Origin of the sequence: Actinomadura montaniterrae (assembly GCF_008923365.1) — a bacterium.
GTDB lineage: Bacteria > Actinomycetota > Actinomycetes > Streptosporangiales > Streptosporangiaceae > Spirillospora > Spirillospora montaniterrae.
In genome coordinates, this window is sequence record NZ_WBMR01000081.1 from 14,828 (window position 1) to 38,816 (window position 23,989).

Genomic DNA, 23,989 nt, shown 5'->3' on the forward strand with positions numbered 1-23,989 from the left:
CCATGATACGGCTTGACGTGTTACGTGCCATGCCCGATCCATCCCCGCCGCTCGGCGAGCACGCCGCCCTGGAAGCGGCTGGTGGCGTCCATCATCCGCAAGAGCTCGGAGACCCGGCGCCGTACCGTCCGGACCGAGATGCCCAGGCGCCGCGCGACGAGCTCGTCCTTGGCCCCTTCGCCCAGCATCGTGAGCATGGCGCGGTCCGTGGCGGCCAGCCGGAGCGGGTCCCCGTCCGGATGCTCCTGGTCTCCGTCCAGGAGGTGGTCGACGCCGCTCGCCTGCGACCAGCAGGCCTGGAAGAGCGCGTCGAGCGCCTCGACCAGCCCGCGTCCCCGGACGATCAGCGTCGCGTGGCCGCTCGGGCCGGTCCCTCCCTCGGTGAGGACGACCGCCTGCCGGTCCAGGAGCAGCAGGTCGACGGGCGGTTCGGGCAGCATCCGGACCTGGCCGCCCTCGTTCAGCCGGGGCCGCACCGTGTCGCGCAGCCGGTCGTCGGTGAAGAAGCCGCTGGGATAGACCAGGCGGAGGCGGACCCCGCGGCGCAGGGCGGCGAGCTCCGCCTGCTCGTGGTCGAGGTGCGTCCGGCCCGGCGCGCCCGGGCCGCCGGCCGGGGTGATCCTCGCGACCTCACGGCGGGCCGCGCCGAGCAGCTCGGTGACCTGCAGCCGGGCGGCCTCCGGGTCGCCGATCCGGTCCACGGTGGGGGCGAGCCCGACCGAGCCGAGCACGGGATGCCGTTCCAGGAGCCCCGCCAGCTCGCCGTAAAGCGCGGTGATGCTGCTGCGCTTGCGCGCGTACTCGGCGTCCACCTGGGCGCGCAGCCGGTCGGCGGCGACCATCGGGCCGTTCGACGTCGGGCGCAGTTTGCCGACCTGCTCGGTGCAGACGAGTCCGGCGCGGATGAGCCGCGCGATGCTGTCGCCGACCTGGCGGGAAGGAAGCCCGAGCGCCTTCGCGATCTGTTCCGCCGTGCAATCGAAACGGTGGACGATGTGCCCGTAGACGATATTGTCCGCTTCCTCCAGACCGAGCATATCCAGCATGTGAGAGAACACCCCTGGTCGCGAAGTCCGGCCCGCGCTCCCCTGGCCGGGCACCCAGGTCTTCGTAGCACCCGAGAGGAGAGATAAACGCACGAGACCCGGGCGCCCGGAGTATTCCCACGTAATCGAGGGGGTTTTCGAACCTCGAAATAGCGGACCAGCGAACGTCCCCTTCCAAACGGCCCCTCTGGATCGTTCCTTTTGGGACATCCCCGTTAACGCGCCGTCACCTCGGCGGCGCCCTCCGGAACCGGCCGCTCTCCCGCAGGCGCGCCTAGGCGATCTCGGAGTCCTCCGGCGGCCGGCCGGCCAGCCGCGCGTCGAGGTAGGCGCGGTAGGCGTCCCCGTCGTAGTGGCCGTGATCGGAGAGGCAGAACACCAGCGGCCGTCCGGCGTTCTCGGGCCTGCCCGCCATCTCGCACGCCGCGTGCACGGCGTAGGCCGCCTCGGCCGAGGGCAGGTGCCCCTCGGTGCGCAGGAGCAGCCGGGCGCTGTCGAAGACGGGCTTCTCGTCGTAGGCCTCCGGCCGGACCATCTCCCGCGCCCGCAGCTCGCTGAACAGCTTGGGCGCGGCGTGGTAGCGCATTCCCTCCGCCTGGATCGGAGCGCCCGCGTAGCCGCTGCCGAGCGTGTACATCTTCGCCTGCGAGCCGTGGCCCGCGCGGTCGCGCGCGTCGTAGCGGTACGCGCCGCGCGTCAGCACGGGGTACGAGCTCGACTCGACCGGCACGATGGCCGCGTCGCCGCCGCCCGCGAGGAACGGCAGGCCGAGCCCGCCGACGTTCTTGCCGCCGCCCAGGTAGCCGATCAGGACCGGGTCCGCGTCCTCGCCCAGACCGGTGAGCTGCTCGCGCGCCTCCGCGCCGATCACCGTGGAGTGCAGGATCGCGAACGGTTCGCTGCCGCCCAGGATCCAGCGCCCGCCCTCGGTCTCCCCCGCGCGCTTCATCGCCTCGCTCATCACGTCGCTGAGCGCGGTGCCGCGCCCGCCGCCCGGCGCCGACTCGGCGCCGCGCAGGACCTCCGCGCCGAGCAGCTCCATCACCGCGCGGCGCCCGGGCTTGCGGTCGAAGCTGCCCGGGACCATGTGCACGACGCACCGCAGGCCGAAGCGGGCGGCCGCGGCGGCCACCGCCGTCCCCCACTGCCCGGCGGCCGAGCTCGTCACCAGCGTGCGGACGCCGGCCTCGGCGTAGTAGTACGCCTGGGCCAGGGCCGTGAGGTACTTGTGCGAGCCCGCCACGTTGCCGGCCTCGTACTTCATGTAGAGCCGGGCCTCGGTGCCGAGGGCCGCCTCGAGCCGGCGGAGCCGGACGAGCGGCGTCGGGCGCCACTCCCGGTAGGCCTCGAGCACCGGCTCGGGGATCTCCACCCAGGGCCGCAGCGGCATGTTCTGCCGGACCAGCGCCTTCGGGACGGCCGCCGACAGCCCGCCTCCCCCGGCCGGGGACGGATCCGCCGCCCGCTCCGGGGGCAGCTCGATGCCGCGCTCGGCCAGGACGTTGTACCAGTGCGTGGGAACCTCGACGCCGCCGGTCACCGGTAACCCCCCTGGTAGAACGCGAGCGGTTCCTTGTCGTCGCACAGCCGGCCCGCCGACAGGACGCGGCCGAGCAGGATGCGGTGGTCGCCGGCGGTCGCGGCGCCGTCCAGCTCGCAGTCGACGTAGGCGAGCGCGTCGTGCAGGATCGGCGCGCCGGTGGCGGCCGAGGCTACCTGGACTCCACTGAAGCGGTCGCAGCCCGAGGCGCAGAACCGGTCGGACAGCTCCTTCTGGTGGCGGCCGAGGATGTTCACCGCGAACGCCCCAGCCCGCTCGATCCGGGTCGCCGTCGCCGAGCCCAGATCCGCGCAGAACAGCACGATCGGCGGGCTCAGGGAGACGCTGGTGAAGGAGTTGACCGTGAACCCGGCGAAGCCGTCGCCGGTCGCGGCGGTCACCACGGTCACCCCGGTCACGAACGAGCCGAACACGTCCCGCAGATATCGCTCGCTCACCTCCTTGTTCTTCTCCGCGTACCTGTTCTCGATGATCTCCGCGGCCACCTTTGACCGTCCCTTCGATCGGCGGTGAATTGCTGAAGGAGCCCAGAGGGTGAACGGGCTCTGAATCGAACGCGCGCGCATCCGGCAGCGCGCCGCATTTCCTCAGTGTCGGCCGGAGACGCGTTCGCAACACCGGATGTCAGGTTGATGTCAGCACCGCCCTGGCATGAACCTGTCGCCGCGCCGCGGGACGGCCCGCACGGCTGTTTCCTGAGAATCGACCGACTGAATCGACCGATCAGGAGCAATCGTGATCGAGGATCCGACACGGACCGTGCCCCGGGACGCGGGGGGCGTGCACGCCTCCGTGATGGACTGCATCCAGGTGAACCTGGGCGTGCTCGCCGACCGGTTCCACGGGACGGACACCCATCTGCGGCTCGGCGCGCCGCTCCGGTTCGACGTCCGTCCGCTGGACCCGTCGCCCGGCGCGCTGCCCACGGTCGAGCCGGAACTCGACGAGCGCGTCGCGTCGGCCGCCCGCCTGCTCGGGCTCGCGACGAGCGAACGGGACGCCGCCGACCTCACCGGCGGCCCGCTCTACGCGGTGGCCGACGCGTACGCCCTGCCGTGGGGCCCCTACTTCGAGCGGCAGCACATGGAGCACAGCTTCCTCGTCCTGGACGAGGAGGACCCGGACCGCGCCACGGTCGTCGACGCCTACCACAACGACACCGAGTGGGGACCCGCCCGGCCGGGCTGGCACTCCTACCCGCGCGACGAGCTGGACGCGCACCTCGCCGGCGCCGGGCTGCGGCTCTTCGACGTCGAGCCGTGCACGCCCGGCGACCCGCCGGCCCCGGAGGCCAACCGGGACCACCTCACCGCCGCCGAGACGGACGCCGCGCGCGACCGGTACGTGGCGGCGTACCGCGAGCACCCCGACCCGAAGGCCTCCGTCGAGCGGCTGACGCTCGAGACCTGGCTGCTGGCGCGCGACCGGGCGCTGCACGCCGCCTGGCAGCGCGCCGACCCCCGGGCGAAGGCGGCCGACCGGGCGCGCGACCACGCGCGGGCCTGGGCCGGTTTCGCCGAGCAGGTGTACGTGGGCCTGCGCAGGGTGCGCCGGGACCGTCCGGCACCCGACCTGTACGGCCCGCTGGCCGACCTGCTGGCCGAGGACGCCGAGCTGGCGGAGCGCTCCGCCGCCTGAACCGGCCCGCCCCCGAAAGGCCCCGTTCCCCCGACGACGAGGAGGCCCGATGCCCACCGTCCATGACGAAGTGATCGACACCGCCGCGGAGGTGCTCGCGGTCGACCGGCGGAGCCTGGTCGCCGCCGACCCGCTGACCGAGCTGCCCACCTTCAGCTCCTTCCGCGTGGTCGACATCGTCGAGCGGCTCGAGGAGAGGCTCGGCGTGGAGATCGCGCCCGCCGACCTGCGCCCGGAGAACCTGCACCACCTCGACGCCCTGTGCGAGCTGTTCGCCCGCTCGGCGTCCGGCGCGAAGGCGGTGTGACCGATGAGCGAGCTGCTGCACCACCTGCTGGACGAGGCCGCGGAGCGCGACGGCGGCGCCGCCGCGGTCACCCAGGCCGACACCACGCTGACCTACGCCGAACTGCGGGACGCCGCCCGCCGCGCCGCCGCCGGGCTGTCCGAGAGGGGCCTGCGGCGCGGCGACCGGATGGTGGTCACCGCGATGCCCGACGCGCGTCTCGCCGCGCTGCTGTACGGCGCCGCCCGCATCGGCGTCGTCTTCTCCGTCGTGCACGAGCAGGTGCGCGGGTACGTGCTGCGGCACATCCTGGGCGACTGCGAGCCGGCGCTGCTCGTCGCCGACGACCCCGAGGCCGCCGGAACGGCCGCCGAATGCGGGGTCGCCGTCGCGGGACTCGCCGACGCCGTCCCCGGCCCGGGCGCACACGGACCGGTGACCGAGGACGAGCCGCTGGCCAACGACCCGGCGTGCCTCATCTACACCTCCGGCACGACCGCGCTTCCCAAGGCCGTCGTCTCCACCCACGCGCAGATGGTCTTCGCCGCCCGCGCGATCCAGGACCGGCTGCGCTACCGCGCCGACGACACCGTGTACTGCCCGCTGCCGCTCTCCTTCGACTACGGGCTCTACCAGCTCTTCCTCGGCGCGATCGGCGGCTCCCACGTCTGGCTGGGCAGCGCCGCCGAGGCGGGCCCGAGCCTGCTGGCGAACCTGCTGCGCAGCCGCGCCACCGTGCTGCCCGCCGTGCCGCCGGTCGCCGACGGCCTGCTGCGGATGCTGCGCCGCGGCGCCGACCGGCACCCGCCGCTGCGGCTGATGACCAACACCGGCGCCGCGATGCCCCGGCGCGTCCTGGACGGGCTGCGCGAGCTCCTGCCGGACCTGCGCGTCCAGCTGATGTTCGGGCTCACCGAGTGCAAGCGCGTCTCGATCATGGAGCCGGACGAGGACCTGCGCCGCCCCGGCGCGCTGGGCCGCCCGCTCTCCGGCACCGAGGCGTTCACCGTCGACGAGCACGGCCGCAGGCTGCCGCCCGGCGAGACGGGCGAGCTGGTCGTCCGCGGGCCGCACGTGATGGCCGGCTACTGGCGGCGCCCCGAGCTGAACGAGCAGCGCTTCCCGCGCCGCGAGGGGCTCTTCCCCGAGCTGCGGACCGGCGACTACGGGGTGGTCGACGAGGACGGCTACCTGCACTTCCGGGGCCGCCGCGACGACGTCTACAAGCAGCAGGGGTTCCGGGTGAGCGCGGTGGAGGTCGAGGCCGCGGCCCGGCGGCTGTCCGGCGTGGACGGCGCCGCCGTCCTGCCCCCGGAGGGCGACCGCGCCGAGGCCGTCCTGTTCGTCACCGGCGGCGCCGAGCCCGCGGAGGTCCAGCGGCGGCTGCGCGACGACCTGGAGGCATTCAAGGTCCCGCAGCGCTGCCACGCGGTGGCCGAGCTGCCGGTGAACGCCAACGGCAAGACCGACAAGAAGGCCCTGCGGGCCCGGCTGGAGGAGGGCGTCCATGCCTGAGCCGCCCGTCGACCGGATCGCGGCGGAGGGGACCCCGGCCTACGTCTACGACCTGGCCGAGCTCGACGCCGCGCACGCGCGGCTCACCACGTTCCTGCCGCAGCCGAGCGATCTGTACTACTCGCTGAAGGCCAACCCGCATCCGGCGATCGTCCGGCGCCTGCACGCGCTCGGCTGCGAGGCCGAGGTGACCTCTGAGGGGGAACTCGCCTCCGCCGCGGAGGCCGGCGTCCCGCCCGACCGGATCCTGTACACCGGGCCCGGGAAGCGGGACCGGGACGTCCACCGGGCCCTGGACGGCGGCGTGCGGCGGTTCTCCGTCGACTCCGCCGAGGCCATGAGGCAGCTCGACGACATCGCCCGGAGCCGGGACGTGCGGGTGCGCGCGCTGCTGCGGGTCAACCCCGAGCAGCCGATCCCCGGCGTGGGGCTGGCGATGACCGGGGCGCCGTCGCAGTTCGGCGCCGACCTGCGCTGGATCGAGGCCGAGCCCGAGCGCTTCAGCGGCCACGGCGCCGTCGACGTCGAGGGCGTGCACCTCTACCTCGCCACCAACCTCGCCGACGAGGACACCCTCGCCGACCAGTTCGCCGTGGCGGTGGACGCCGCCGCCCGCGTCCAGCGCCGGCTCGGGTTCCCGCTCCGCACCCTGGACCTCGGCGGCGGGTTCGGCGCCCCCTACGCCCGCGAGGGCGCCCTCCCCGACTTCCCGGGCTTGGCGGCGCGGCTCAAGGAGCTGCTCGCCGCAGCCTTCCCCGGCTGGCAGGAGGGGCGGCCGCGGGTCGCGTTCGAGTCGGGCCGGTACCTGACCGCCACCTGCGGGCGCCTGCTCACCCGCGTGCTGGACGTCAAGGAGTCGCAGGGCCGCCGGATCGTGGTGTGCGAGTCCGGCATCAACCACCTGGGCGGCATGGCCGGCCTGCGCCGCGTCCCGCCGATCCTGCCCGACCTCACGACACCCGACGGCGCCGCCGTACCGGACGGGCCCGGAGGGCCGGAGGGGGTGAGCGAGGCCATGGTCAGCGGCCCCCTCTGCACGCCCCTGGACACCTGGACGCGGCGCGGCGACGCGCCGGCCGAGCTGAGCCGCGGCGACGTGGCCGTGGTGCCGAACGCCGGCGCCTACGGGCTGTCGGCCAGCCTCGCGCTGTTCCTCGGCCACCCGCTGCCCGACGAGGTCGTCGTCGACGGCGCCGACGTGCTCGAACGCGGCCGCCTGGAGATCCGCCGCACCACCGACCCGATCACCCCGACACCGAGGAGGTAGTCATGGAAGACCAGTTCGCCACCCTGCTGCGCCCGTACCTGCGGTTCCTGCCCGAGGGCGAGGAGGTGCGGCCCGACGCGCGGCTGCGCGACCTCGGCCTGGACTCGATGCAGGCCATCGAGCTGCTGTTCGACATCGAGGACAGCTACCAGGTGACGCTGCCGGACGAGCGCCTGAACGACCGGACCTTCGAGACCGCCGACAGCCTCTGGCGGGCGGTCGACGAGGAGCGCGACTCGGGAGGGCGGTCATGAGCGTCACCGGCGCGCCGGACGTGCGGCGGCTGCTGCCGGACGTCCTGGAGGTCGCGCGCGAGCACGCCGCCGAGACCGACGAGGACGCGCGGTTCCCCACCGAGGCCCTGGACGCCCTGCGCCGCAGCGGGCTGCTGGGCCTGCTGGTCTCGGCGGAGCACGGCGGCCTCGGCGGGACCGCCCGGGAGATGCTGGAGATCAGCGACCGGCTGTCCCGCGAGTGCATGTCCGTCGGGATGATCTTCGCGATGCACTGCCAGCAGGTCGCCACGGTCGTCGAGTACGCGGGCGAGGAGCTGCGCGCGTCGCTGCTGCCGCGGATCGCGCGCGGCGAGGTGTACATCGCGTCGGTGACCACCGAGCCCGGCAAGGGCGGCCACCTGCTGACCTCGCAGTCGCCGCTCGCGGGCGACGGGGAGTGGCTGCACCTGGACCGGATGGCGCCCGTGGTGACCGGCGGCGCGCACGCCGACGGGTTCCTGATCACCATGCTGGCGCCGGACGCGGACTCGCCCGGCCAGGTGTCGCTGGTGTACGCCGACCGCGACCAGCTCGACCTCGAGCAGGTGGGCGGCTGGAACCCGCTCGGCATGCGCGCGACGCACAGCGTCCCGATGAAGATCGTCGGTGACGTCCCGGCCGCGCAGGTCGTCGGCCGGCACGGCGAGTTCCGCGAGATGAGCACGCGCGTGTTCGCGCCGCTGGCGCACCTCGGCTGGGCGACCTGCTGGCTGGGCGCCGCCGCCGGGGCGCTGAGCCGGACGCTGCGGATGTTCCGCGAGCCGGACGAGCGCAAGAAGCGCGACCTGCGGTCGGAGCTGCTGCTCACCCGGCTGTCGAGAATCCGCCAGCGGCTCGACACCGTGCACGCGCTCATCGAGCACGGCCTCGTCCGGTACACGAGCCAGGCCGAGGGCGCGGACCTGTCGGCGCCGCCGGTGCAGCTGCTGCTCAACGCGGTGAAGCTCACCGCGTCCGAGCAGTGCCTCGCGGCCGTGGACGAGCTGGTCGAGCTCACCGGCATGCGGCACGGCTACCTGCGCGGCTCCAAGCTCGCGCTGGAGCGGACGCTGCGCGACCTGCGCTCCGCCTCGCTCAACTACGCCAACGACCGGCTGCACCAGGCCGACGGGGCGCTGACCCTGATGGACGCGGAGGTGCGCTTTGCCTGACGCCACCGCTGTTCCCGACGCCGACGGCGCGTCCGACGCGACCGCGCTGTGGAGGAAGCTCGGCGACGAGGGCGCGCTCCGGGACCTGTACGAAGGGCCGGGCACCGACCCGGGGCTCGGGCTCGACCCGTTCGCGCTGCGCGGCCTGCTCGCGTCGCTGGACGCCGGGCACGGTCTCGGCACCACGCTCGGCGTCTGCGTGCAGGCCGCCAGCGCGCTCCCGATCCTGCTCGGACGGCGCGACCGGGACGGCGGGACCGTCGCGCGCGTCGCCGAGCAGGCCGTGGCGGGCCGCGCGGTGGTGGCGTTCGCCGCCACCGACGCGGGCGCCGCGGGGTCGGACCTCACGGCACTGACCACGCGGGTGGAGCTGGACGGCGACGAGGTGCGGCTGGACGGCGGCAAGCGGTGGATCGTCAACGCCACCACCGCCGACCACGCGCTCGTCCTCGCCCGGCACCGTCCCGGCGACCACTTCACCAGCTTCACCCTGCTGCTGGTCCCGGCCGGCCGCGACGGCGTCGGCCGGGCCGCGGCCCCGACCCGCTTCTTCGCGGGGTCGGGGCTCGGCGAGCTGACGTTCGACGGCGTGCGGCTGGACCGCTCGCACGTGATCGGGCGCCCCGGCCAGGGCCTCGCCGAGTTCGCCCGGCGGATGGCGTCCGAGCGGCTCGCCAGCGCCCTGTGGGCTTCGGCGCTGTGCCGCCGCGTCCTGTCGGACCTGCACGAACGGCTCACCGCGCGCACGATGCGGGACCGTCCGCTGTGGGAGATCGGCTCGGTGCGGCAGCGGTTCGCCCGCGCGCTGCTGGAGCAGCGCCGCCTGGACGCGCTCTGCGAGAGCGCCTGCCGGCGGGGCCGCCCGACGCCGGCGCAGGCCATGCTGCTGAAGGCGGCCGGGGGCGAGACGGTCCGGCTGGTGCTGGACGAGGCCGCGCAGCTGCACGGCGCCGACGGCTTCGCGGTCGGCGGCCTCCAGGAGCTGCGGGCCGAGGCGGCCATGTTCGGCATCGCGGGCGGGACGACGGAGACGATGCTCGAAGGCGTCGCCGACCACGCGCCCGAACTCCTGGAGCGGGCGTCATGAGCGGCCCGGCCGCGAGCGGCCCCGTTCCGAACGGCGCCGTCGTCGGCATCGCCGAGAGGGTGGCGATCGCGTTCGCGCGCGTCGCCGACGTCCTGCCGGACGGTCCGGCCGACGAGCACCGCGCGGGCCGCGTGCTGCTGGACGGCCTGCTGAGCCGTGCGGCGGGCCCCGCCGTGGCGGGCGCGCGGGTAGCGAAGGGGCACAACGGCCGCCCCTACCTGCCCGACCACCCGCGCATCGGGGTGAGCGTGTCGCACAGCGGCGGTTACGTGGCCGCGGGCGTCGGCCTCGGCCGCCGGGTCGGGGTCGACACCGAGGTTCCCGCACCCGTCTCCCCCGGCCTGCGGGAACGCTGCTGCTCGCGCACCGCGCTCGGCGCGCTCCGCCGGCTCCCGCCGGAGCGGGGGCGGCGCGAGTTCGTCCGGATCTGGACGGTCCAGGAGGCGTGCGTGAAAGGCGCGGGCCTGGGGCTGGCCGGTGCTCCGTGGCGGATCCCCGTCGAGGTCGGGCAGCACCGCGGGCACTGGAACGGCTTCACCTGGCGCAGCCTCCCCGACCGCTTCCCCGTCCCGGTGTCCTGCGCGTACTCAACGGAAGGAATGCCATGAGCGACGGACTCAGCTGCTACACCGGCAATCTCGTCGCCTATCTCGAACGGCACGAGACCGACCCGGCCGGCCGGGTGGCCCGCTCGATCCGCGTGGCCGTCCGCACCGACCTGCCCGACGGATCGCTCGCGATCTCGCACCATGCCACGCCGCTGCACCGGCTGCCGGACGGCGGTGAGCTGCGGTATCGCTCGGCGCGCGACCGCGACGCGGCGCTCCACGGGATCAGGGCGGAGTTGGACGCGCAGGGGCAGGTCCTCGTGGTCGCCGACAGCTCGCTGCTGCCGTGGTCGCCCGGTACCGACACGGGCGCGCCGCACTACCTGCTGGTGACCGGCTTCGACGACGGCCGCTGGCACGTCGTCGACCGGTTCTCCGCCCTGCTGCCCGGCGGCGGCGAGCAGAGGCCGTTCGACGGCCGGCTGGGCGAGGAGGAGTTCGCCGGGCTGCTGCGGCCCCGCGACCCGCTCCCGCCGGAGCAGCGGCGGCGCAACGAGCACGCGTTCGGGTTCCCGGTGCCGGTGCCGCCGGACGGCGACCACCAATGGCTCGCCCGCGTCCCGGACGAGTCCGGAGACGGCGCCGTCCTGCCCGGGCAGTGGATCACCGACCCGGCGCGGGCGCTCGACCGGCTCGCCGAGCACTTCGCCTCCGGGCCGGGCGGCGGGCGGCTGCTGGAGGACGTCTGGGCCGTGGCCCGCCACCACACCTTCCGCTACGAGCGGCTGCGGGACCGGCTCGACGGCGCGGACGAGGCCTACAGCGCCTGGAACGAGCTGCCGAGGGCCGTCCGCTTCGCCCACGAGTCCGCGCAGCGGGGCCGCGCCCGCCCGTCGCTGATCGCGACCGCGTTCGGCCGGTTGAGCCGCATCGAGGACGACCTGCGCGAGCCGCTGGCCGCGCGGGGCTATGGAGTGCAGATGGAAGGAGCGAAGACATGACCGAGCGGACCCTGTACGAGTGGTTCGCGGACGCGGCGTCCCGGTATCCGGAGGAGACGGCGCTCGAGGCGGGCGGTGAGACGCTGACCTATCGCGAGCTCGCCGGGGCGGCCGAGCGGGTGGCGGCGGCGGTGGCCGCGGCGTGCGGCCCCCGCCCGAGGCGCGTGGGCCTCGCCGCCGAACGGATCCCGCTGACCTATGCCGGTTACCTGGCCGCACTGCGGCTCGGCGCGACGGTCGTCCCGCTCAACCCCGTCTTCCCCCCGGAGCGCAACGAGACGATCGCCCGGTCGGCGGGCGTCGACGCCGTGATCACGGGAGAGGAGCCGTCGGGGCCGCTGCGCGAAGGGCCGTGGGCCATCGTGCGCGGCGACGCGCTGCGGGAGGGGGCGGGCGGACCGGCCGGGGCGCCACCCGTGGCCGACGATCCCGAACCGGTCGCCTACATCCTGTTCACCTCGGGTTCGACGGGCGCGCCGAAGGGGGTGCCGATCGAGCACCGCAACGTCTCCCCCTACCTGGCGTACAACATCGAGCGGTACGAGGCGGGGCCGGGCTGCCGGTTCTCGCAGACCTTCGACCTGACCTTCGACCCGTCGGTGTTCGACATGTTCGTGGCCTGGGGTTCGGGCGCCGCGCTGGTCGTGCCGGCCAAGGACGAGGTGGGCGACCCGGCGGGCTTCGTGCGCGACCGGGGCATCACGCACTGGTTCTCGGTGCCGTCGGTGGTCTCGCTGGCCCGGCGGATGCGCCGCCTCCCGCCCGGGAGCATGCCGGACCTGCGCTGGAGCCTGTTCGCCGGCGAGCAGCTCACGACCCGGCAGGCCGCCGCGTGGCACGAGGCCGCGCCCGCGAGCACGCTGGAGAACCTCTACGGCCCGACCGAGCTGACGATCACCTGCACCGGCCACCGGCTGCCGTCGGACCCGGCCGCCTGGCCCGCGACCCGCAACGGGACCGTGCCGATCGGCGAGGTGTACCCGTCGCTGGAGTCCGTGATCCTGGACGAGGACGGGCGGCCCGCCGAGGAGGGCGAGCTCTGCGTCCGCGGCGTCCAGCGCTTCCCCGGCTACTTCAACCCCGCCGACGACGAGGGCCGGTTCGTCTCGTACGAGCCCGGCGGCGGCCCGGCCGTGCCCTACGACGGCTCCGCGCCCCTCACCGACCGGCACTGGTACCGGACGGGCGACCGGGTGGAGCGGGGACCGGACGGCGGGCTGGTGCACCTCGGCCGCCTCGACGGCCAGGTCAAGATCCACGGCTACCGGGTCGAGCTCGGCGAGATCGAGGCGGTCCTGCGCGGGCACCGGGCCGTCGAGGACGCGGTGGCGCTCGTCGCCGGCGAGGGCGACGCCGCCGATCTGCGCGTCGCCTACACCGGCGACGAGGTCCCGGCGCGGGAGCTGAGGGAGCACGCCGGGCGGAGTCTGCCCTGGTACATGGTGCCGCGGGCGTTCACCCGGATGCACGGGTTCCCGCTCAATCCGAACGGCAAGGTCGACCGCCGCCGGATCGAGGCGCTCGCGGGCGCATGACTCGCGCCGTCCGGGCAAGTCCCTATGTAACGGCATGACCTGTTACGAGGAGGAGCAGTGACCGCCAAGATCCGATCCGCGGCCGGCCTCGCGCTCCCGGTCGTCTTCGTGCTGATCTGGAGCAGCGGCTACCTGGTCGGCTCGATCGGCGCCCACGCGGGGCCGCCGCTGGGCCTGCTGGCGTGGCGGTTCGTCATCGCCTTCGCCGTGCTCGCGGCGATCTCGCTGGCGACCCGGGCGCCCTGGCCGTCCGGACCGCGCACCTACCTGCATCTGCTGGCGATCGGGATCCTGCTGCAGACCGTCCAGTTCGCCACCCTCTACCTGGCGCTCGGCATGGGCGTCCCCGCGGGGCTGTCGTCCCTGATCCTCAGCGCGTGCCCGCTGGTGGTCGGCGCCGCCGCCGTCCCGCTCTTCGGTGAGCGGCTGGCCGGGGCGCAGTGGCTCGGGCTGGCGCTCGGCCTCGCCGGGGTCGGCGTCTCGCTCGCCGAGAAGCTCGCGGGCGGCGGGAAGCTGGCCGGATACGCGCTCGTCGCGCTGGCGCTGGCCGGGTTCGCGGCGGGCACGCTCTACCAGAAGGCCGCCGGCCTGAAGGTGGACCTGCGCACCGGGACCACCGTCCAGCTGTTCGGCGCGATGGTGACGACAATCCCGCTCGCCCTGCTGCACGGCGGGATGCGCCTCCCGCTGACGTTCCCCGCGGTCGGCTCGCTGGTCTGGCTCGCGACGGTGAACTCGATCGGCAGCTTCACCCTCTTGTTCGTCCTGCTGCGGATGCGCGGCGGCGGCGCCGCGACCAGCCTGCTCTACCTGGTCCCGCCGGTGACGGCGCTGCTCGGCGTCCCGATCCTCGGGCAGAGCGTCGGGTGGAGCGTCTTCGCCGGGATGGCGGTGTCGGGCGCCGGCGTCGTGCTGGTGCTGCGCGGCGGACGCCGTACCGAGGAGGAACGCACAACAGATGAAGAGGACGCGGCGCGCACCGCGGAGCCCGCCCGGAGCAGAGCCCGCGACGTCCCCGTCCGCGACTACGCCAGGAGCGCGAACCGATGACCGATGACATCCTGCGCCGCGCCCGCGAGGCGCAGCGCGCCGCACCACCCGTCGGCGACGACGCCTACCCCTCGTTCGTCCAGGCGGCCCGCAAGCGCATGGCGGCGCACTGGCCCGACCTCACCGGCGCCGGCGACCGCGACGTCGAGCGGGCCCGCGAGAAGGGCCTGCCGGAGGCCATGCTCGACCGGCTGCGGCTGGCGGACCGCCACCGCGACGCCCTGGACGCCGCCTTCGACCGACTCGAACGGGACCTCCCCCGCACCGCGCGGACCGGCGAGAGCGTGCGGGGCATGGGAGAGGTGCGCGCGCAGCGCGTGCTGCGCCCGCTGGGCGTGATCCTCATGGTCTTCGAGGCGCGCGCCGAGATCACCCTGCGCAGCGCCGTCATGTGCGCCGCGACCGGCAACGCCGTGCTGCTGCGCGGCGGCTCGGAGGTCGCCGAGACCAACGCGGCGGTCGGCGGCGTGCTGCGCGCCGCGCTCGCCGACGCCGGCCTCCCCGAAGGGCTGGTGACGATCCTGGACAGCGGCGACCGCAGGCAGTTGCGCGCGCTGCTCAAGCAGGACGACGCGATCGACGTGATCATCCCGCGCGGCGGCCCGAGCCTGATCGAGACCTGCCGGACCGCGTCCCGCATCCCGATGATCACCGGCGGCGGCGGGGCCAACCACCTGTACGCGCACCGCACCGCCGACCCGCGCACGGCCGCCGTCCTCACCCTGGACGGCAAGCTGCCCGACCCGGCGGCCTGCACCGCGCTGGAGACCGTCCTGGTGGACGACGAGCTGGCCGACGCCTATCTGGCGGCCCTCGCCGAGGCGGCGCGGGCCCCCGACGCCGGAGGGCTCGTGCTGCGCGTCACCGAGGAGCTGGCGGCGCGCGTCCCCGCCGGGCTCGCCGGCCACCTCGATCCGGCCCGGCTCGGGCCGCACGACGACGGCCGCGAGTACCTCGACCAGACGCTGGCGGTCCGCACGGTGTCCGGCCCGCAGGACGCGATCGCGCACATCGGCCGCCACGGGTCGGGGCACACCGAAGGCGTACTCACCACCGATGACGCGGTCGCCGAGGAGTTCTGCCGCCGGGTGGACGCGGCGGCCGTCGTGGTCAACGGGTCGCTGCGCCTCAACGACGCGCCCGCGATGGGCCTGGGCGCCGCCCTCGCCATCAGCACCGGCAGGCTGCACGCCCGCGGCCCGGTGACGCTCGACCGCCTCTACACCCGTTCCTGGATCATCGACGGGGCGGACACGCCCCGCTTCCGTACCGCGGCCTGAACCCCGAAGGAGGACACACCATGACCGCCAACGACCGGACCGCGCCCTCGTCCGGCGAGGTCGCCACGGCCGTCAAGCGGATGCTGATCGCCGAGTCGCGGCTCAGCATGGACCCGGCCGAGCTGGCCGGCGACGAGCCGCTCAAGGGCGACGTGCTCAACGTCAGCTCGCTCGGATTCGTCGGCATGTTCGTCCGGCTGGAGGACGAGCTCGACGTCGAGCTGCCCGACGACCTGTTCAACGGCCGCACCTTCACCACCGTCGACGACATGGTCGAGGTCGTCGCGGCGGCCGCGGGGCGGTGACCGCCGTGCTGACCTGCCGCATCGACTACACCATCGACCCCCGCAAGGCGGGCGAGTTCGCCCGCTACGCCGCCGCCTGGCCGCCGATCATCGAGCGCTGCGGCGGCCGGCTGGTCGGGTACTTCCTGCCGGGCGACGGCGCGAACAACCAGGCGATGGCGCTGCTGGACTTCGCGTCGCTCGCCGAGTACGAGGCGTTCCGCGGGCGGCTCGCGGCCGACGAGGACGCCAAGGCGACCAAGGCCGAGGCCGACGCCAACGGATGCGTGCTCGTGGAGTCCCGGACCTTCTTCCGGAGGGCCTGAGGAGCATGGACCGGAGGGCCTGAGGAGCATGGACGCCCTGCACGCGTGGGCCTGGCGCCCGGACGGCCCGGCGCCCGCCATGGCGGACGGCCCGCTGTCCGGGTTCGTGCTGGGCGTCAAGGACGTGATCGACGTCGCGGGCATGCCCACCCGGTGCGGATCGCCGCTCACCGCCCCCGATCCGGCCGCGGCGGACGCGCCGGCCGTCGCGCGGCTGCGCGCCGCCGGGGCCGTGATCGCGGGCAAGACGCGGTGTACCGAGTGGGCGCTGAACGACCCCGCGCCGACGATCAGCCCCTTCGACGCGGACCGCACGCCGGGCGGGTCGAGCGCGGGTTCGGCGGTCGCCGTCGCGACCGGCGGCTGCACCGCCACGCTGGACACCCAGACCGCCGGCGACGTGGTGCGGCCCGCCGCCTACAACGGCGTCGTCGGCCTGAAGCCGACGGCCGGGTGGGCGACGACCGCGGGCGGCCGGGCGGTGGCGCCGAGCATCGACACGCTCGGCGTCCTCGCCCGGCACGTCCGGGACGCCGCCGCGGTGGCGGCCGCGATCGCCGACGGCCCCGCCCTCTTCGCGCCTCCGGGGCGGGCGGCGGCGCCCCGGATCGGCGTGCTGCGCGACCCGTTCACCGACCGGGTCGGGGACGCCGTCCGCGCGTGCCTCGCCCGAGCGGTCCGCGCGTTCTCCGCCGCGGGCGCCGACGTGCACGACGTCTCGACCGGCGTCGACCTCGCCGCCGTGCACGCCGCGCACCGCGTCATCACGTTCGCCGAATGCGCGTCCCTGCATCGCCGCCGCTACCGCGACCACGCCGAACGCTACGGTCCGCGCGCCCGGGAACTGATCGAGCGGGGGCTGGGCACGCCCGCGCGCGACCTCCAGGAGGCCGGCGCCGTCCGCCGGGACGCCGCCGAACGGCTCGGCTCCCTGCTGGAGGGCCTCGACGCGCTGCTCGTCCCGGCGGTGCCCGAACCCGCGCCGCCGCGCGCGACGACGGGCGACTCCCGCCTCCAGATCCCGTGGACCCTGTGCGGCCTGCCCTCGCTCGCGCTTCCCGCCGGCACGGCCGGGCCCCTCCCCCTCGGCGTCCAGCTCGTCGCGGCCCGGAACGCCGAACCGGAGCTGATCGCGGCGGCCGCCTGGTGCGAGCGGGTCCTCGGGAGCTGACGCGGCGCGGGGCGCGAAGGCTCCGGGAGGCGTCCTCACGACCGGCGCCGCTCCTTGACGAGCGGCAGGCGGCAGGCGAGGATCGGCGCGTCCCGAGGAGGCCGCGCCATGACGTCCCAGTCCCAGCCGTCCCCGCTCGTCCGCGCGGCGGGCGGCGCCGACGCCGACGCGCTCGCCGCGGTGCTCGGGCGCGCGTTCGACGACGACCCCGTCTGGCGCTGGATCCTGCCCGACGACGCGTCCCGCGTCCGCCGGCTGACCGGCGTGTTCGGCATCCTGCTGCGGCAGGTGCACCTGCGGCACGGCGGCACCGAGGCGGCCGGCCGCGGACCGGACGTGGAGGCCGCCGCGCTGTGGGACCCGCCCGGGCTCTGGCGCGTCCCGCTGCGCGCCCAGGCGGCGCAGGCCGTGCCGCTGCTGCGCGCGCTCGGCCGCCGGGTGCCGGCGGCGCTGCGCGCGCTCGGCGAGATCGAGAAGCACCATCCTCCGGAGCCGCACTGGTACCTGGCGGTGCTCGGCACCGACCCGCCCGCGCAGGGCAACGGGCTCGGCGGGGCGCTGCTGCGCTCCCGGCTGGACCGCTGCGACGCCGAGGGCGTCCCGGCCTACCTGGAGAGCTCCAAGGAGCGCAACGTCCCGTACTACGAGAGGTTCGGGTTCCGGGTGACGCGGGAGCTCGCCCTGCCGGGGCGCGGCTGCCCGCCGGTGTGGCTGATGTGGCGGGACCCGGACGGCGGCTGACCGGCTCCCGACACGCAGGTGCACCTCCGGTTAAGCCGCTGTCATGGCCGGAAGCGGCCACCTCCGGAAGGGCGGCCGGCGGGCGCGTGGCCGTCCGGTGACGGTCCGCCGCCGGGCCGCTTCCCTGATGCCCGTCACCTGCGCACGCGGGAGCCGGGGAACACCGCCAAACGCGGTTGACCCGATGCGGCCATCCCGGCGGCGGATTTCGGCCGGACCGGCGGGCACCGCCGCCGCACCGCGACCCGATCGGCCTACCGTCGAGGAGTAGCCACCCCACGATTGGTGAAGCGCCCATGACGACGTCCCGCCCGCCGTCCCGCACCAGACCCCGCGCACGCCGTCGCACCGCACCCGGCCGGCCGGCGGCCGAGGCCAGGACGGCGCGGACATGAGCGTTCCCGCCGTGGGCACCCGGGCCCTCGCCGCCGTGTCCGCGCCCAGGGCCGAGCCGTCCGGGGACGCCCCGCTCGCCCTGCACCGGCCCGCCTCGTCCCGCGTGCACGACCACCTCCTCGGCGGGAAGGACAACTACGCCGCCGACCGCGACCTCGCCCGGCAGGTCCTGGACGTCCTGCCGCAGGCCGCGGACGCCGCGCGCGACGGCCGGGCGTTCCTCGCCCGCGCGGTCCGCGCCTGCGCCGAGCGCGGAGTGCGGCAGTTCCTCGACCTCGGCTGCGGCCTGCCCGCCGCCGACAACCTGCACCGGATGGCCGCCCGGCACGTGGCCGGCACCCGCGTCGTCTACGTCGACGCCGACCCGCTCGTCATCGCGCACGCCCGCGCGCTGCTGGTCGAGGGCGGCAACATCGCCGCGCTCCGGGCCGACCTGCGCGACCCGGACGCGATCCTGGCCGCCCCGCAGGTGCGGCGGCTGATCGACCCGGCCGAGCCGGTGGCGCTGGTGTTCTCCTGCGTCCTGCACTTCCTGCCGGACCCGCGCGTCCCGATCGCCGCGCTGGGCGCCGCGGCCGCGCCGGGCAGCGCGCTCGTCGTCTCGCACGCCACCGCCGACCACGCGCCCGGGCCGGTCGCCGAGGCGGCCCGGCGGTACGCGGCGGCGGGCGCGGGCCCGCTGCTCCCCCGCGGCGCCGGCGAGATCGAGCGGCTGTTCGGGCCGTTCGCGCCGCTGTCCCCCGGCATCGTGCCGGCCGGGAGATGGCGTGCCGGGGACCCGTGCCCGGCGGACGGGGCGGCACCGGTCCTCTACGCGGGCGTCGGCATCCGCTCCTAGCCCGGACCGGTGACCTTGCGTGCCGGTTCCCCGACACGCCGCGTTCAGGTGATGTTCAGGGGGTCTGTGGAGAACGTGGAGGCCGGGCCCCTAGGGTGGCCCGGATGCCGACGAACACTCTCACCACGGAAACGAAGGCAAGCGGCGCGCCGGCGGTCCCGGCGGCCCGGATGGGCTGGCTCGACGCCCTGCGGGGCGTGGCCGCCTTGGTGGTGGTGTTCGAGCACTCGCTGGACGTGCTGCTCCCCGAGGTTCGCCGGAACGTGAGCCCGTGGTTCGACTTCGGGCGCTACGGGGTCTTCCTGTTCTTCCTGATCAGCGGCTATGTCGTGCCGTTCTCGCTGGTCCGGCGGGGCAGCGTCCGGACGTTCTGGATCGGCCGGGTCTTCCGGCTGTACCCGGCCTGGTTCGTGTCCGTCGGGCTCATGCTGGCGCTCGGCGTGAGCGGCGTGTCGTGGGGCCTGCCGGACGGGCTCGGCGACCGCCCGTGGATCTCCACGGTCGCGCACCTGACGATGCTGCAGGACCTGCTCGGCGTGCCCAACGTCGTCAACGTGTTCTGGACGCTGTCCTACGAGATGGTGTTCTACCTGCTGATCACCGCGATGTTCATCGCGGGCGTGAAGGGCGCCAGCGCGCGCGTGTCCCTCGGTTTCGGCGTGGCCGCGGCGATGCTCGGCGTCTCGCTGCCGTCGGGGCTGCTGGCCACCCGGTGGCCCGGCGCCACCCCGATGGTCGCCGCGTTCGCCCTCGCGGCGGGCATCGCGGCCATGGTCAGCGGACGTCCGGCCGTGCGCCGCGCGGGCGTCGCGATCGTGGCGGCGCTCGCGCTGACGCTGCTCGTGCTGGACAGCCGGATCGGCGGCGTCGAGAGCCTGTGCATCATCGCCACGATGTTCGCCGGGACGGCGGTGCGCGGCATCCAGGACGGGCGGCTGCGCGCGCGGCCCGCCGCGGCGATGGTCGCCCTCGTCCCGGTCCTGACGCTGCTGGCGGGGCTGCGCCCGCCCGCGACGTGGGCCGAGCACGGGTACCCGCAGTCGCTCGGCGTCGACTGGTCGATCGGCGTCGCCGCCGCCTGGCTGACCTTCCTCGGCGGCTTGGCGCTGCGGCACCGCCGCATGCCCCGGGCGCTGATGTGGCTCGGGCTCGTCAGCTACTCGGTGTACCTGCTGCACCCGATGATCGTCCAGACGGTCTGGCGGGTCGCCGGGGAGCGCGACGCCATGCCGCTGTGGGTGCGGCTGGCCTGGGAGGGCGTGCTGCTGGCCGGCGTGCTCGTCGCCGCCGGGCTGGCGCACCGGTACGTCGAACGGCCCGCGCAGCGCCTCGGCCGCCGGCTGACCCGGCGCGCGGCCCGCGCACCGGAGCCCCCGGCGGAACCGCCCGCGCCGCTGCCCGCGCCCGCCGTCCCCTAGCCGCCGGGGGGACGGCCGGGACCGCCGGGGCACGTGATACGCATTACAGGAGGATTCTGACGAACCTCCCGCCCGGACACGCGCCTTCACCGCGCGTGCACCGGATGGTGACAGCGATCGCTTTCTTGCCTAGGGTGAGGCCGCCGGTTCACCCCGCCGGAGGGAGGTCCCATGGTCAGTCCCCTGCCGGACGGACACCGGACGGCGCCCGGGTCCATGCCCGCCGAGCTGCCCGACCTGCTGCGCCAGCACCTGCAGGCGGCGGTCGAGGAGATGGAGCGGGAGATCCGCGACCAGGTGCCCGAGTACGCGGGCGACGGCGGCGGCGCGTACGCCCTGCGGGTCGAGCGGACGGTCAGCGAGACGGTCGCGTTCTTCGTCGACTCGGTCGACCACCCCGACGCCGACGCGCGGCACCTGACCGAGCTGTACATGCGCCTCGGCGAGCAGGAGGCCCGGCAGGGGCGCGGGCTGGAGGCGCTGCAGAACGCCATGCGGGTGAGCAGCCAGATCGCCTGCCGCCGCTTCATCAAGGACGCCTACCGGCTCGGCTGGTCGCGCGAGACGCTGGGGCGGCTGACCGACTCGCTGTTCATGCTGGTGGCGCGGGTCGCGGACGCGGCGGCGCAGGGGTACGCCCGCGAGCAGGGGCAGCTCGCGACCGAGCGGGAGCAGCGCCGCGAGCGGCTGCGGGACGCGCTCGTCGCCGAGCCGTCGCCCGGGCACGAGGCGATCACGGAGCTGGCGGTCGCGGCGCGCTGGGACCCGCCGCGCAGCGTCGGGCTGGTCGCGCTGCCCGCCGGCGCGCCCGCGGGCGCCCGGATCCTGCCGCCGGCGGTGCTGGCCGCGTGGGACGCGCCCGTCCCGTACCTGGTCGTCCCGGACCCCGAAGGGCCCGGGCAGGACCGGCTGTGGCCGGCGCTGCGCCGGATCGGCACCGCGGCGATCGGGCCGACGGTGCCGCTCACGCAGGGCGCGGTGTCGCTGCGGTGGGCGCGGCAAGCGCTGACGCTGATCGAGCGGGGCCTGCTGCCCTCCGGCGCGCCGGTCCGGTGCGCCGACCACATCGCCTCGCTGGCCACGCTGGCGGCGGAGGAGCTGGTCGGCGCGACCGCCGGGGCCGTCCTCGGCCCGCTGCTGGACCTGGCGCCGGCGCGCCGGCAGCCGCTCGCCGAGACGCTGCTGACCTACCTGCAGTCCGGCGACAACGCGGTGGTCGCGGCGGAGCGGCTGCACATCCACGAGCAGACCGTCCGGTACCGGCTGCGGCGCATCACGGAGCTGACCGGCGGCCGGTTCTCCGACCTCGACGGCCGGCTCGACCTGATGCTGATGCTGAGCTGGCTGGTGCGGTCGGGGCGAGCGGAGGAGTCCGCCTGACCCTCCCCGCTCGGCCGCCGGGCTAGGACGCGGCGAGGTGATGGCCGAGGAACGCGAGCTGCGCGGGGAGGCGGGGACGCCAGAAGCCGCCGTCGTGGCATCCGCCGCCCATGGAGCCCTCCGGGTGGATCCGCCCGCGCAGCCTGCGGGCCATCGGCGCGAACGGGTCGCTCGTGCCGCAGTCGACGCGGATCGGGACGCCCTTCAGCGCGTCCAGGGCGGCGAAGACGTCGTTGCGGGCGAAGTCGGCCGCGCCGTCGAAGGACCGCGCGTTGGTGCGGCGCGCGTCCGCGTAGGAGGCGAACAGGGCGGGCGACGAGGCGACGGCGGCTGCCATGCGCCGCGCGCCCAGCCGCCGCGCCAGCACGAGCGCGCCGTAGCCGCCCATCGACCAGCCGATGGCCGCGATCCGGCCGGTGCGGGCTCCCTCGGCGCGCAGCCGCGGCAGCAGCTCGTCGATGATCATGCCGATGGGGTCGTCGCCGTCCGCCCTGGCGTGCCAGTACGTGTCGGGCCCGCCGTCGACGGCCGCGATCGCGAACGGGGCGACGCCGCCGCGCGCGACGGCGTCCGGGAGGTAGTGGTCCAGCGCGAGCGACCGCACGGCGGACGCGCCGTCGCCGCCGCTGCCGTGCAGGGCCACCGCGATCGGGAGGCCCCGCAGTGACGCGTTCGCCGCGGGCAGGACGACGGTCGCGGTGACGTCCGTGCGGCGGCGCGCCGACCGCCACGCCAGCCGCCGGACGGTCGTGGACGCGGCGGGCGGCGCGGGCACGTCCCCGCACCGGCCGAGCGCCCGGTCGAGGCGGACCCGGCCCGGCAGGACGTCGTTCTCGACGAGGGCGTAGCCCGTCCCGCCCGCCGCCGCGAAGGCGCCGAGCCCGCCGAGGCCGCCGATGAGCAGCGCGCGCCTGGAGATCACTGAGGGGTCCTTCCGGTGGGGGTCACCCGGTTGGATCTCCGGAGGGCCGCAAAAGGTTCCGCGGAAGCCGCGCCGGGCGGTACGGGCCGGGCCCGTTCAGGTCGCGGCGGGCTCGTCGGCGCGGCCGGGCGCGGACTGGGAGTGCGACAGGACGGTGACCCCGGCGGTGAGCAGGACGGCGCTCAGCGCGACCGCCGCGAACGCCGACAGCGAATGCGGCGGCTCGGTGTGGAAGGCGAAGACGGCCAGCACGTAGGACGCGACGGGGTTGGTCATCGTCATCGCGGTCATCGCGGCGGGCAGCGACCCGGCGGCGAACGCCTTCTGCTCCAGCACCAGCCCGAGCAGCGTGGACCCGGCGAGCGCGTACCCGGGCCAGTCGAGCGCCGTCGCGGCGACGCCGCGCTCGACCAGGTCGGCGGTGGTGAGCTTGATGAGGACGGCGGTCGCCGCGAACATCAGGCCGGAGCAGATGCCGAGCAGCACCGCCCGGACCGTCCCTCGGCGGATGTTGGCGGCGCGCGACAGCGCCAGCACGAACGGGACGGCGACCAGGCCGGCGAGGATCAGCCGCGGCCGGGACGGCTCGCCCTGCGAGGGGATCGCGCCGGGCACGGTGAACAGCACCGCGAGGCCGGCGGTGACGGCGATCCCGCCGACGAGGTCGCCGCGGGCCGGGCGGCGGCCGAGCACGGCGGCGCCGAGCAGGATCGTGAAGACCAGCTGGGTGACCAGCAGCGGCTGGACGAGCGCGGTGGAGCCGAAATGCAGGGCGGCGGCCTGGCTCATGAACCCGGCCAGGTTGGAGCCCCAGCCGGCCAGCCAGACGGGGTCGCGCAGCAGCGCGCCGATCAGCCGCGCGGCGGGGACGCGGCCCTTGCCCTCCCCCACGGCGCGGCGCGCCGCCCGGTACTGCAGCGCGGCGGCCGCCGCGAACAGCAGCGCCGCCAGCACGCTGAACGCGGCGGACCACGCCATCAAGGCGTTCCGGTCTGCGCGCCGCTGCGGCCGGGACCGGCGTCGACGCCGAACTCGGCCGCCAGCTTCTCGAACGCCCGCAGCAGGGCTCCGGCGAACCGGTCCGGCGCCGGCAAGGCCCGCGTCTCTGCCATCACCGAGACGTGCAGGGCGCCGTCCCGGCTCAGCGCGGCGACCGCGATCGGGACGCCGCGGGCGGGCGGCAGGATCGGGTGGAGGCCGCCGAGCGGCGCGCCGGCCAGCAGCAGCGGGCCGGACGGCCCGCGCAGGGTCGCGACGGCCGCGCCGGCGAACG

At 75.5% G+C, this 23,989-nt stretch carries 25 protein-coding genes; 19 read left to right on the forward strand and 6 right to left on the reverse strand.

The window, feature by feature from the left end; translation table 11 throughout:
- Nucleotides 1–20: 20 nt before the first annotated feature.
- The 3 genes from F9B16_RS25430 to F9B16_RS51170 form a co-directional block, all read right to left on the reverse strand.
- Nucleotides 21–1,046: a helix-turn-helix domain-containing protein gene (locus tag F9B16_RS25430; protein ID WP_192808984.1), complete on the reverse strand. Its 1,026-nt coding sequence runs from the start codon at nt 1,044–1,046 to the stop codon at nt 21–23.
- A 274-nt stretch (nt 1,047–1,320) separates the two neighbouring features.
- Complete coding sequence (locus tag F9B16_RS25435) at nt 1,321–2,586, reverse strand: TrpB-like pyridoxal phosphate-dependent enzyme (protein ID WP_192808985.1); 1,266 nt, start codon at nt 2,584–2,586, stop codon at nt 1,321–1,323.
- On the reverse strand, nt 2,583–3,092 hold the full coding sequence (locus F9B16_RS51170; RefSeq protein ID WP_192808986.1) for a flavin reductase family protein: 510 nt from the start codon (nt 3,090–3,092) through the stop codon (nt 2,583–2,585). Before F9B16_RS51170 ends, F9B16_RS25435 begins: the two co-directional genes overlap by 4 nt.
- Before the next feature lie 250 nt (nt 3,093–3,342).
- Here F9B16_RS51170 and F9B16_RS25440 point away from each other — a divergent pair, with 250 nt between their 5' ends.
- From F9B16_RS25440 to F9B16_RS25530, 19 genes are all read left to right on the forward strand, one after another.
- The gene (locus F9B16_RS25440; protein ID WP_151542640.1) at nt 3,343–4,245 is read left to right on the forward strand and encodes an acyl carrier protein; all 903 of its coding nucleotides are present in this window, start codon (nt 3,343–3,345) and stop codon (nt 4,243–4,245) included.
- A 49-nt stretch (nt 4,246–4,294) separates the two neighbouring features.
- Nucleotides 4,295–4,552: an acyl carrier protein gene (locus F9B16_RS25445; protein ID WP_151542641.1), complete on the forward strand. Its 258-nt coding sequence runs from the start codon at nt 4,295–4,297 to the stop codon at nt 4,550–4,552.
- A gap of 3 nt (nt 4,553–4,555) precedes the next feature.
- On the forward strand, nt 4,556–6,046 hold the full coding sequence (locus F9B16_RS25450) for a class I adenylate-forming enzyme family protein (RefSeq protein WP_151542642.1): 1,491 nt from the start codon (nt 4,556–4,558) through the stop codon (nt 6,044–6,046).
- Entirely contained in the window at nt 6,039–7,313 is a 1,275-nt protein-coding gene (locus tag F9B16_RS25455; protein WP_151542643.1) for a type III PLP-dependent enzyme domain-containing protein, read from the forward strand. Before F9B16_RS25450 ends, F9B16_RS25455 begins: the two co-directional genes overlap by 8 nt.
- A gap of 2 nt (nt 7,314–7,315) precedes the next feature.
- The gene (locus tag F9B16_RS25460) at nt 7,316–7,567 is read left to right on the forward strand and encodes an acyl carrier protein (RefSeq protein ID WP_151542644.1); all 252 of its coding nucleotides are present in this window, start codon (nt 7,316–7,318) and stop codon (nt 7,565–7,567) included.
- Nucleotides 7,564–8,739: an acyl-CoA dehydrogenase family protein gene (locus F9B16_RS25465; protein ID WP_151542645.1), complete on the forward strand. Its 1,176-nt coding sequence runs from the start codon at nt 7,564–7,566 to the stop codon at nt 8,737–8,739. The genes F9B16_RS25460 and F9B16_RS25465 overlap by 4 nt, the downstream gene beginning before the upstream one ends.
- Nucleotides 8,732–9,826 carry an acyl-CoA dehydrogenase family protein gene (locus F9B16_RS25470; RefSeq protein WP_225991934.1) on the forward strand — a complete coding sequence of 365 codons (1,095 nt, stop codon included), beginning with the start codon at nt 8,732–8,734 and terminating at the stop codon, nt 9,824–9,826. Before F9B16_RS25465 ends, F9B16_RS25470 begins: the two co-directional genes overlap by 8 nt.
- The gene (locus tag F9B16_RS25475; protein ID WP_151542646.1) at nt 9,823–10,434 is read left to right on the forward strand and encodes a 4'-phosphopantetheinyl transferase family protein; all 612 of its coding nucleotides are present in this window, start codon (nt 9,823–9,825) and stop codon (nt 10,432–10,434) included. The genes F9B16_RS25470 and F9B16_RS25475 overlap by 4 nt, the downstream gene beginning before the upstream one ends.
- Nucleotides 10,431–11,375, forward strand: coding sequence for a hypothetical protein (locus tag F9B16_RS25480; protein ID WP_151542647.1), 945 nt, complete (start codon nt 10,431–10,433; stop codon nt 11,373–11,375). Before F9B16_RS25475 ends, F9B16_RS25480 begins: the two co-directional genes overlap by 4 nt.
- Nucleotides 11,372–12,910: an amino acid adenylation domain-containing protein gene (locus F9B16_RS25485; RefSeq protein ID WP_151542648.1), complete on the forward strand. Its 1,539-nt coding sequence runs from the start codon at nt 11,372–11,374 to the stop codon at nt 12,908–12,910. Before F9B16_RS25480 ends, F9B16_RS25485 begins: the two co-directional genes overlap by 4 nt.
- Before the next feature lie 57 nt (nt 12,911–12,967).
- Nucleotides 12,968–13,960 carry a DMT family transporter gene (locus F9B16_RS25490; protein WP_151542649.1) on the forward strand — a complete coding sequence of 331 codons (993 nt, stop codon included), beginning with the start codon at nt 12,968–12,970 and terminating at the stop codon, nt 13,958–13,960.
- Entirely contained in the window at nt 13,957–15,240 is a 1,284-nt protein-coding gene (locus tag F9B16_RS25495; protein WP_151542650.1) for a glutamate-5-semialdehyde dehydrogenase, read from the forward strand. Before F9B16_RS25490 ends, F9B16_RS25495 begins: the two co-directional genes overlap by 4 nt.
- 20 nt (nt 15,241–15,260) lie before the next feature.
- Complete coding sequence (locus F9B16_RS25500) at nt 15,261–15,545, forward strand: acyl carrier protein (protein ID WP_151542651.1); 285 nt, start codon at nt 15,261–15,263, stop codon at nt 15,543–15,545.
- Nucleotides 15,542–15,850, forward strand: coding sequence for an NIPSNAP family protein (locus F9B16_RS25505; RefSeq protein WP_151542652.1), 309 nt, complete (start codon nt 15,542–15,544; stop codon nt 15,848–15,850). The genes F9B16_RS25500 and F9B16_RS25505 overlap by 4 nt, the downstream gene beginning before the upstream one ends.
- A 28-nt stretch (nt 15,851–15,878) precedes the next feature.
- Nucleotides 15,879–17,021 carry an amidase gene (locus F9B16_RS25510; RefSeq protein ID WP_151542653.1) on the forward strand — a complete coding sequence of 381 codons (1,143 nt, stop codon included), beginning with the start codon at nt 15,879–15,881 and terminating at the stop codon, nt 17,019–17,021.
- Between the two features lie 108 nt (nt 17,022–17,129).
- Entirely contained in the window at nt 17,130–17,762 is a 633-nt protein-coding gene (locus tag F9B16_RS25515; protein ID WP_151542654.1) for a GNAT family N-acetyltransferase, read from the forward strand.
- Between the two features lie 391 nt (nt 17,763–18,153).
- The gene (locus F9B16_RS25520) at nt 18,154–18,996 is read left to right on the forward strand and encodes an SAM-dependent methyltransferase (RefSeq protein WP_151542655.1); all 843 of its coding nucleotides are present in this window, start codon (nt 18,154–18,156) and stop codon (nt 18,994–18,996) included.
- A 104-nt stretch (nt 18,997–19,100) separates the two neighbouring features.
- Nucleotides 19,101–20,414 (forward strand): acyltransferase family protein, encoded by a 1,314-nt coding sequence (locus F9B16_RS25525; protein WP_192808987.1) that lies wholly within the window; start codon nt 19,101–19,103, stop codon nt 20,412–20,414.
- A gap of 171 nt (nt 20,415–20,585) precedes the next feature.
- A complete protein-coding gene (locus tag F9B16_RS25530; protein ID WP_151542657.1) occupies nt 20,586–21,794 on the forward strand; it encodes a PucR family transcriptional regulator in 1,209 nt (402 codons plus the stop codon).
- 22 nt (nt 21,795–21,816) lie between these two features.
- Here the strand turns inward: F9B16_RS25530 and F9B16_RS25535 are convergent, their stop codons facing one another.
- From F9B16_RS25535 to F9B16_RS25545, 3 genes are all read right to left on the reverse strand, one after another.
- Nucleotides 21,817–22,716 (reverse strand): alpha/beta hydrolase, encoded by a 900-nt coding sequence (locus F9B16_RS25535; protein WP_225991935.1) that lies wholly within the window; start codon nt 22,714–22,716, stop codon nt 21,817–21,819.
- A gap of 96 nt (nt 22,717–22,812) precedes the next feature.
- Complete coding sequence (locus F9B16_RS25540; protein ID WP_151542658.1) at nt 22,813–23,694, reverse strand: DMT family transporter; 882 nt, start codon at nt 23,692–23,694, stop codon at nt 22,813–22,815.
- The coding region (locus tag F9B16_RS25545) for a WS/DGAT domain-containing protein (protein WP_151542659.1) at nt 23,694–23,989 on the reverse strand (296 nt) is incomplete at its 5' end. The genes F9B16_RS25545 and F9B16_RS25540, both read right to left, overlap by 1 nt.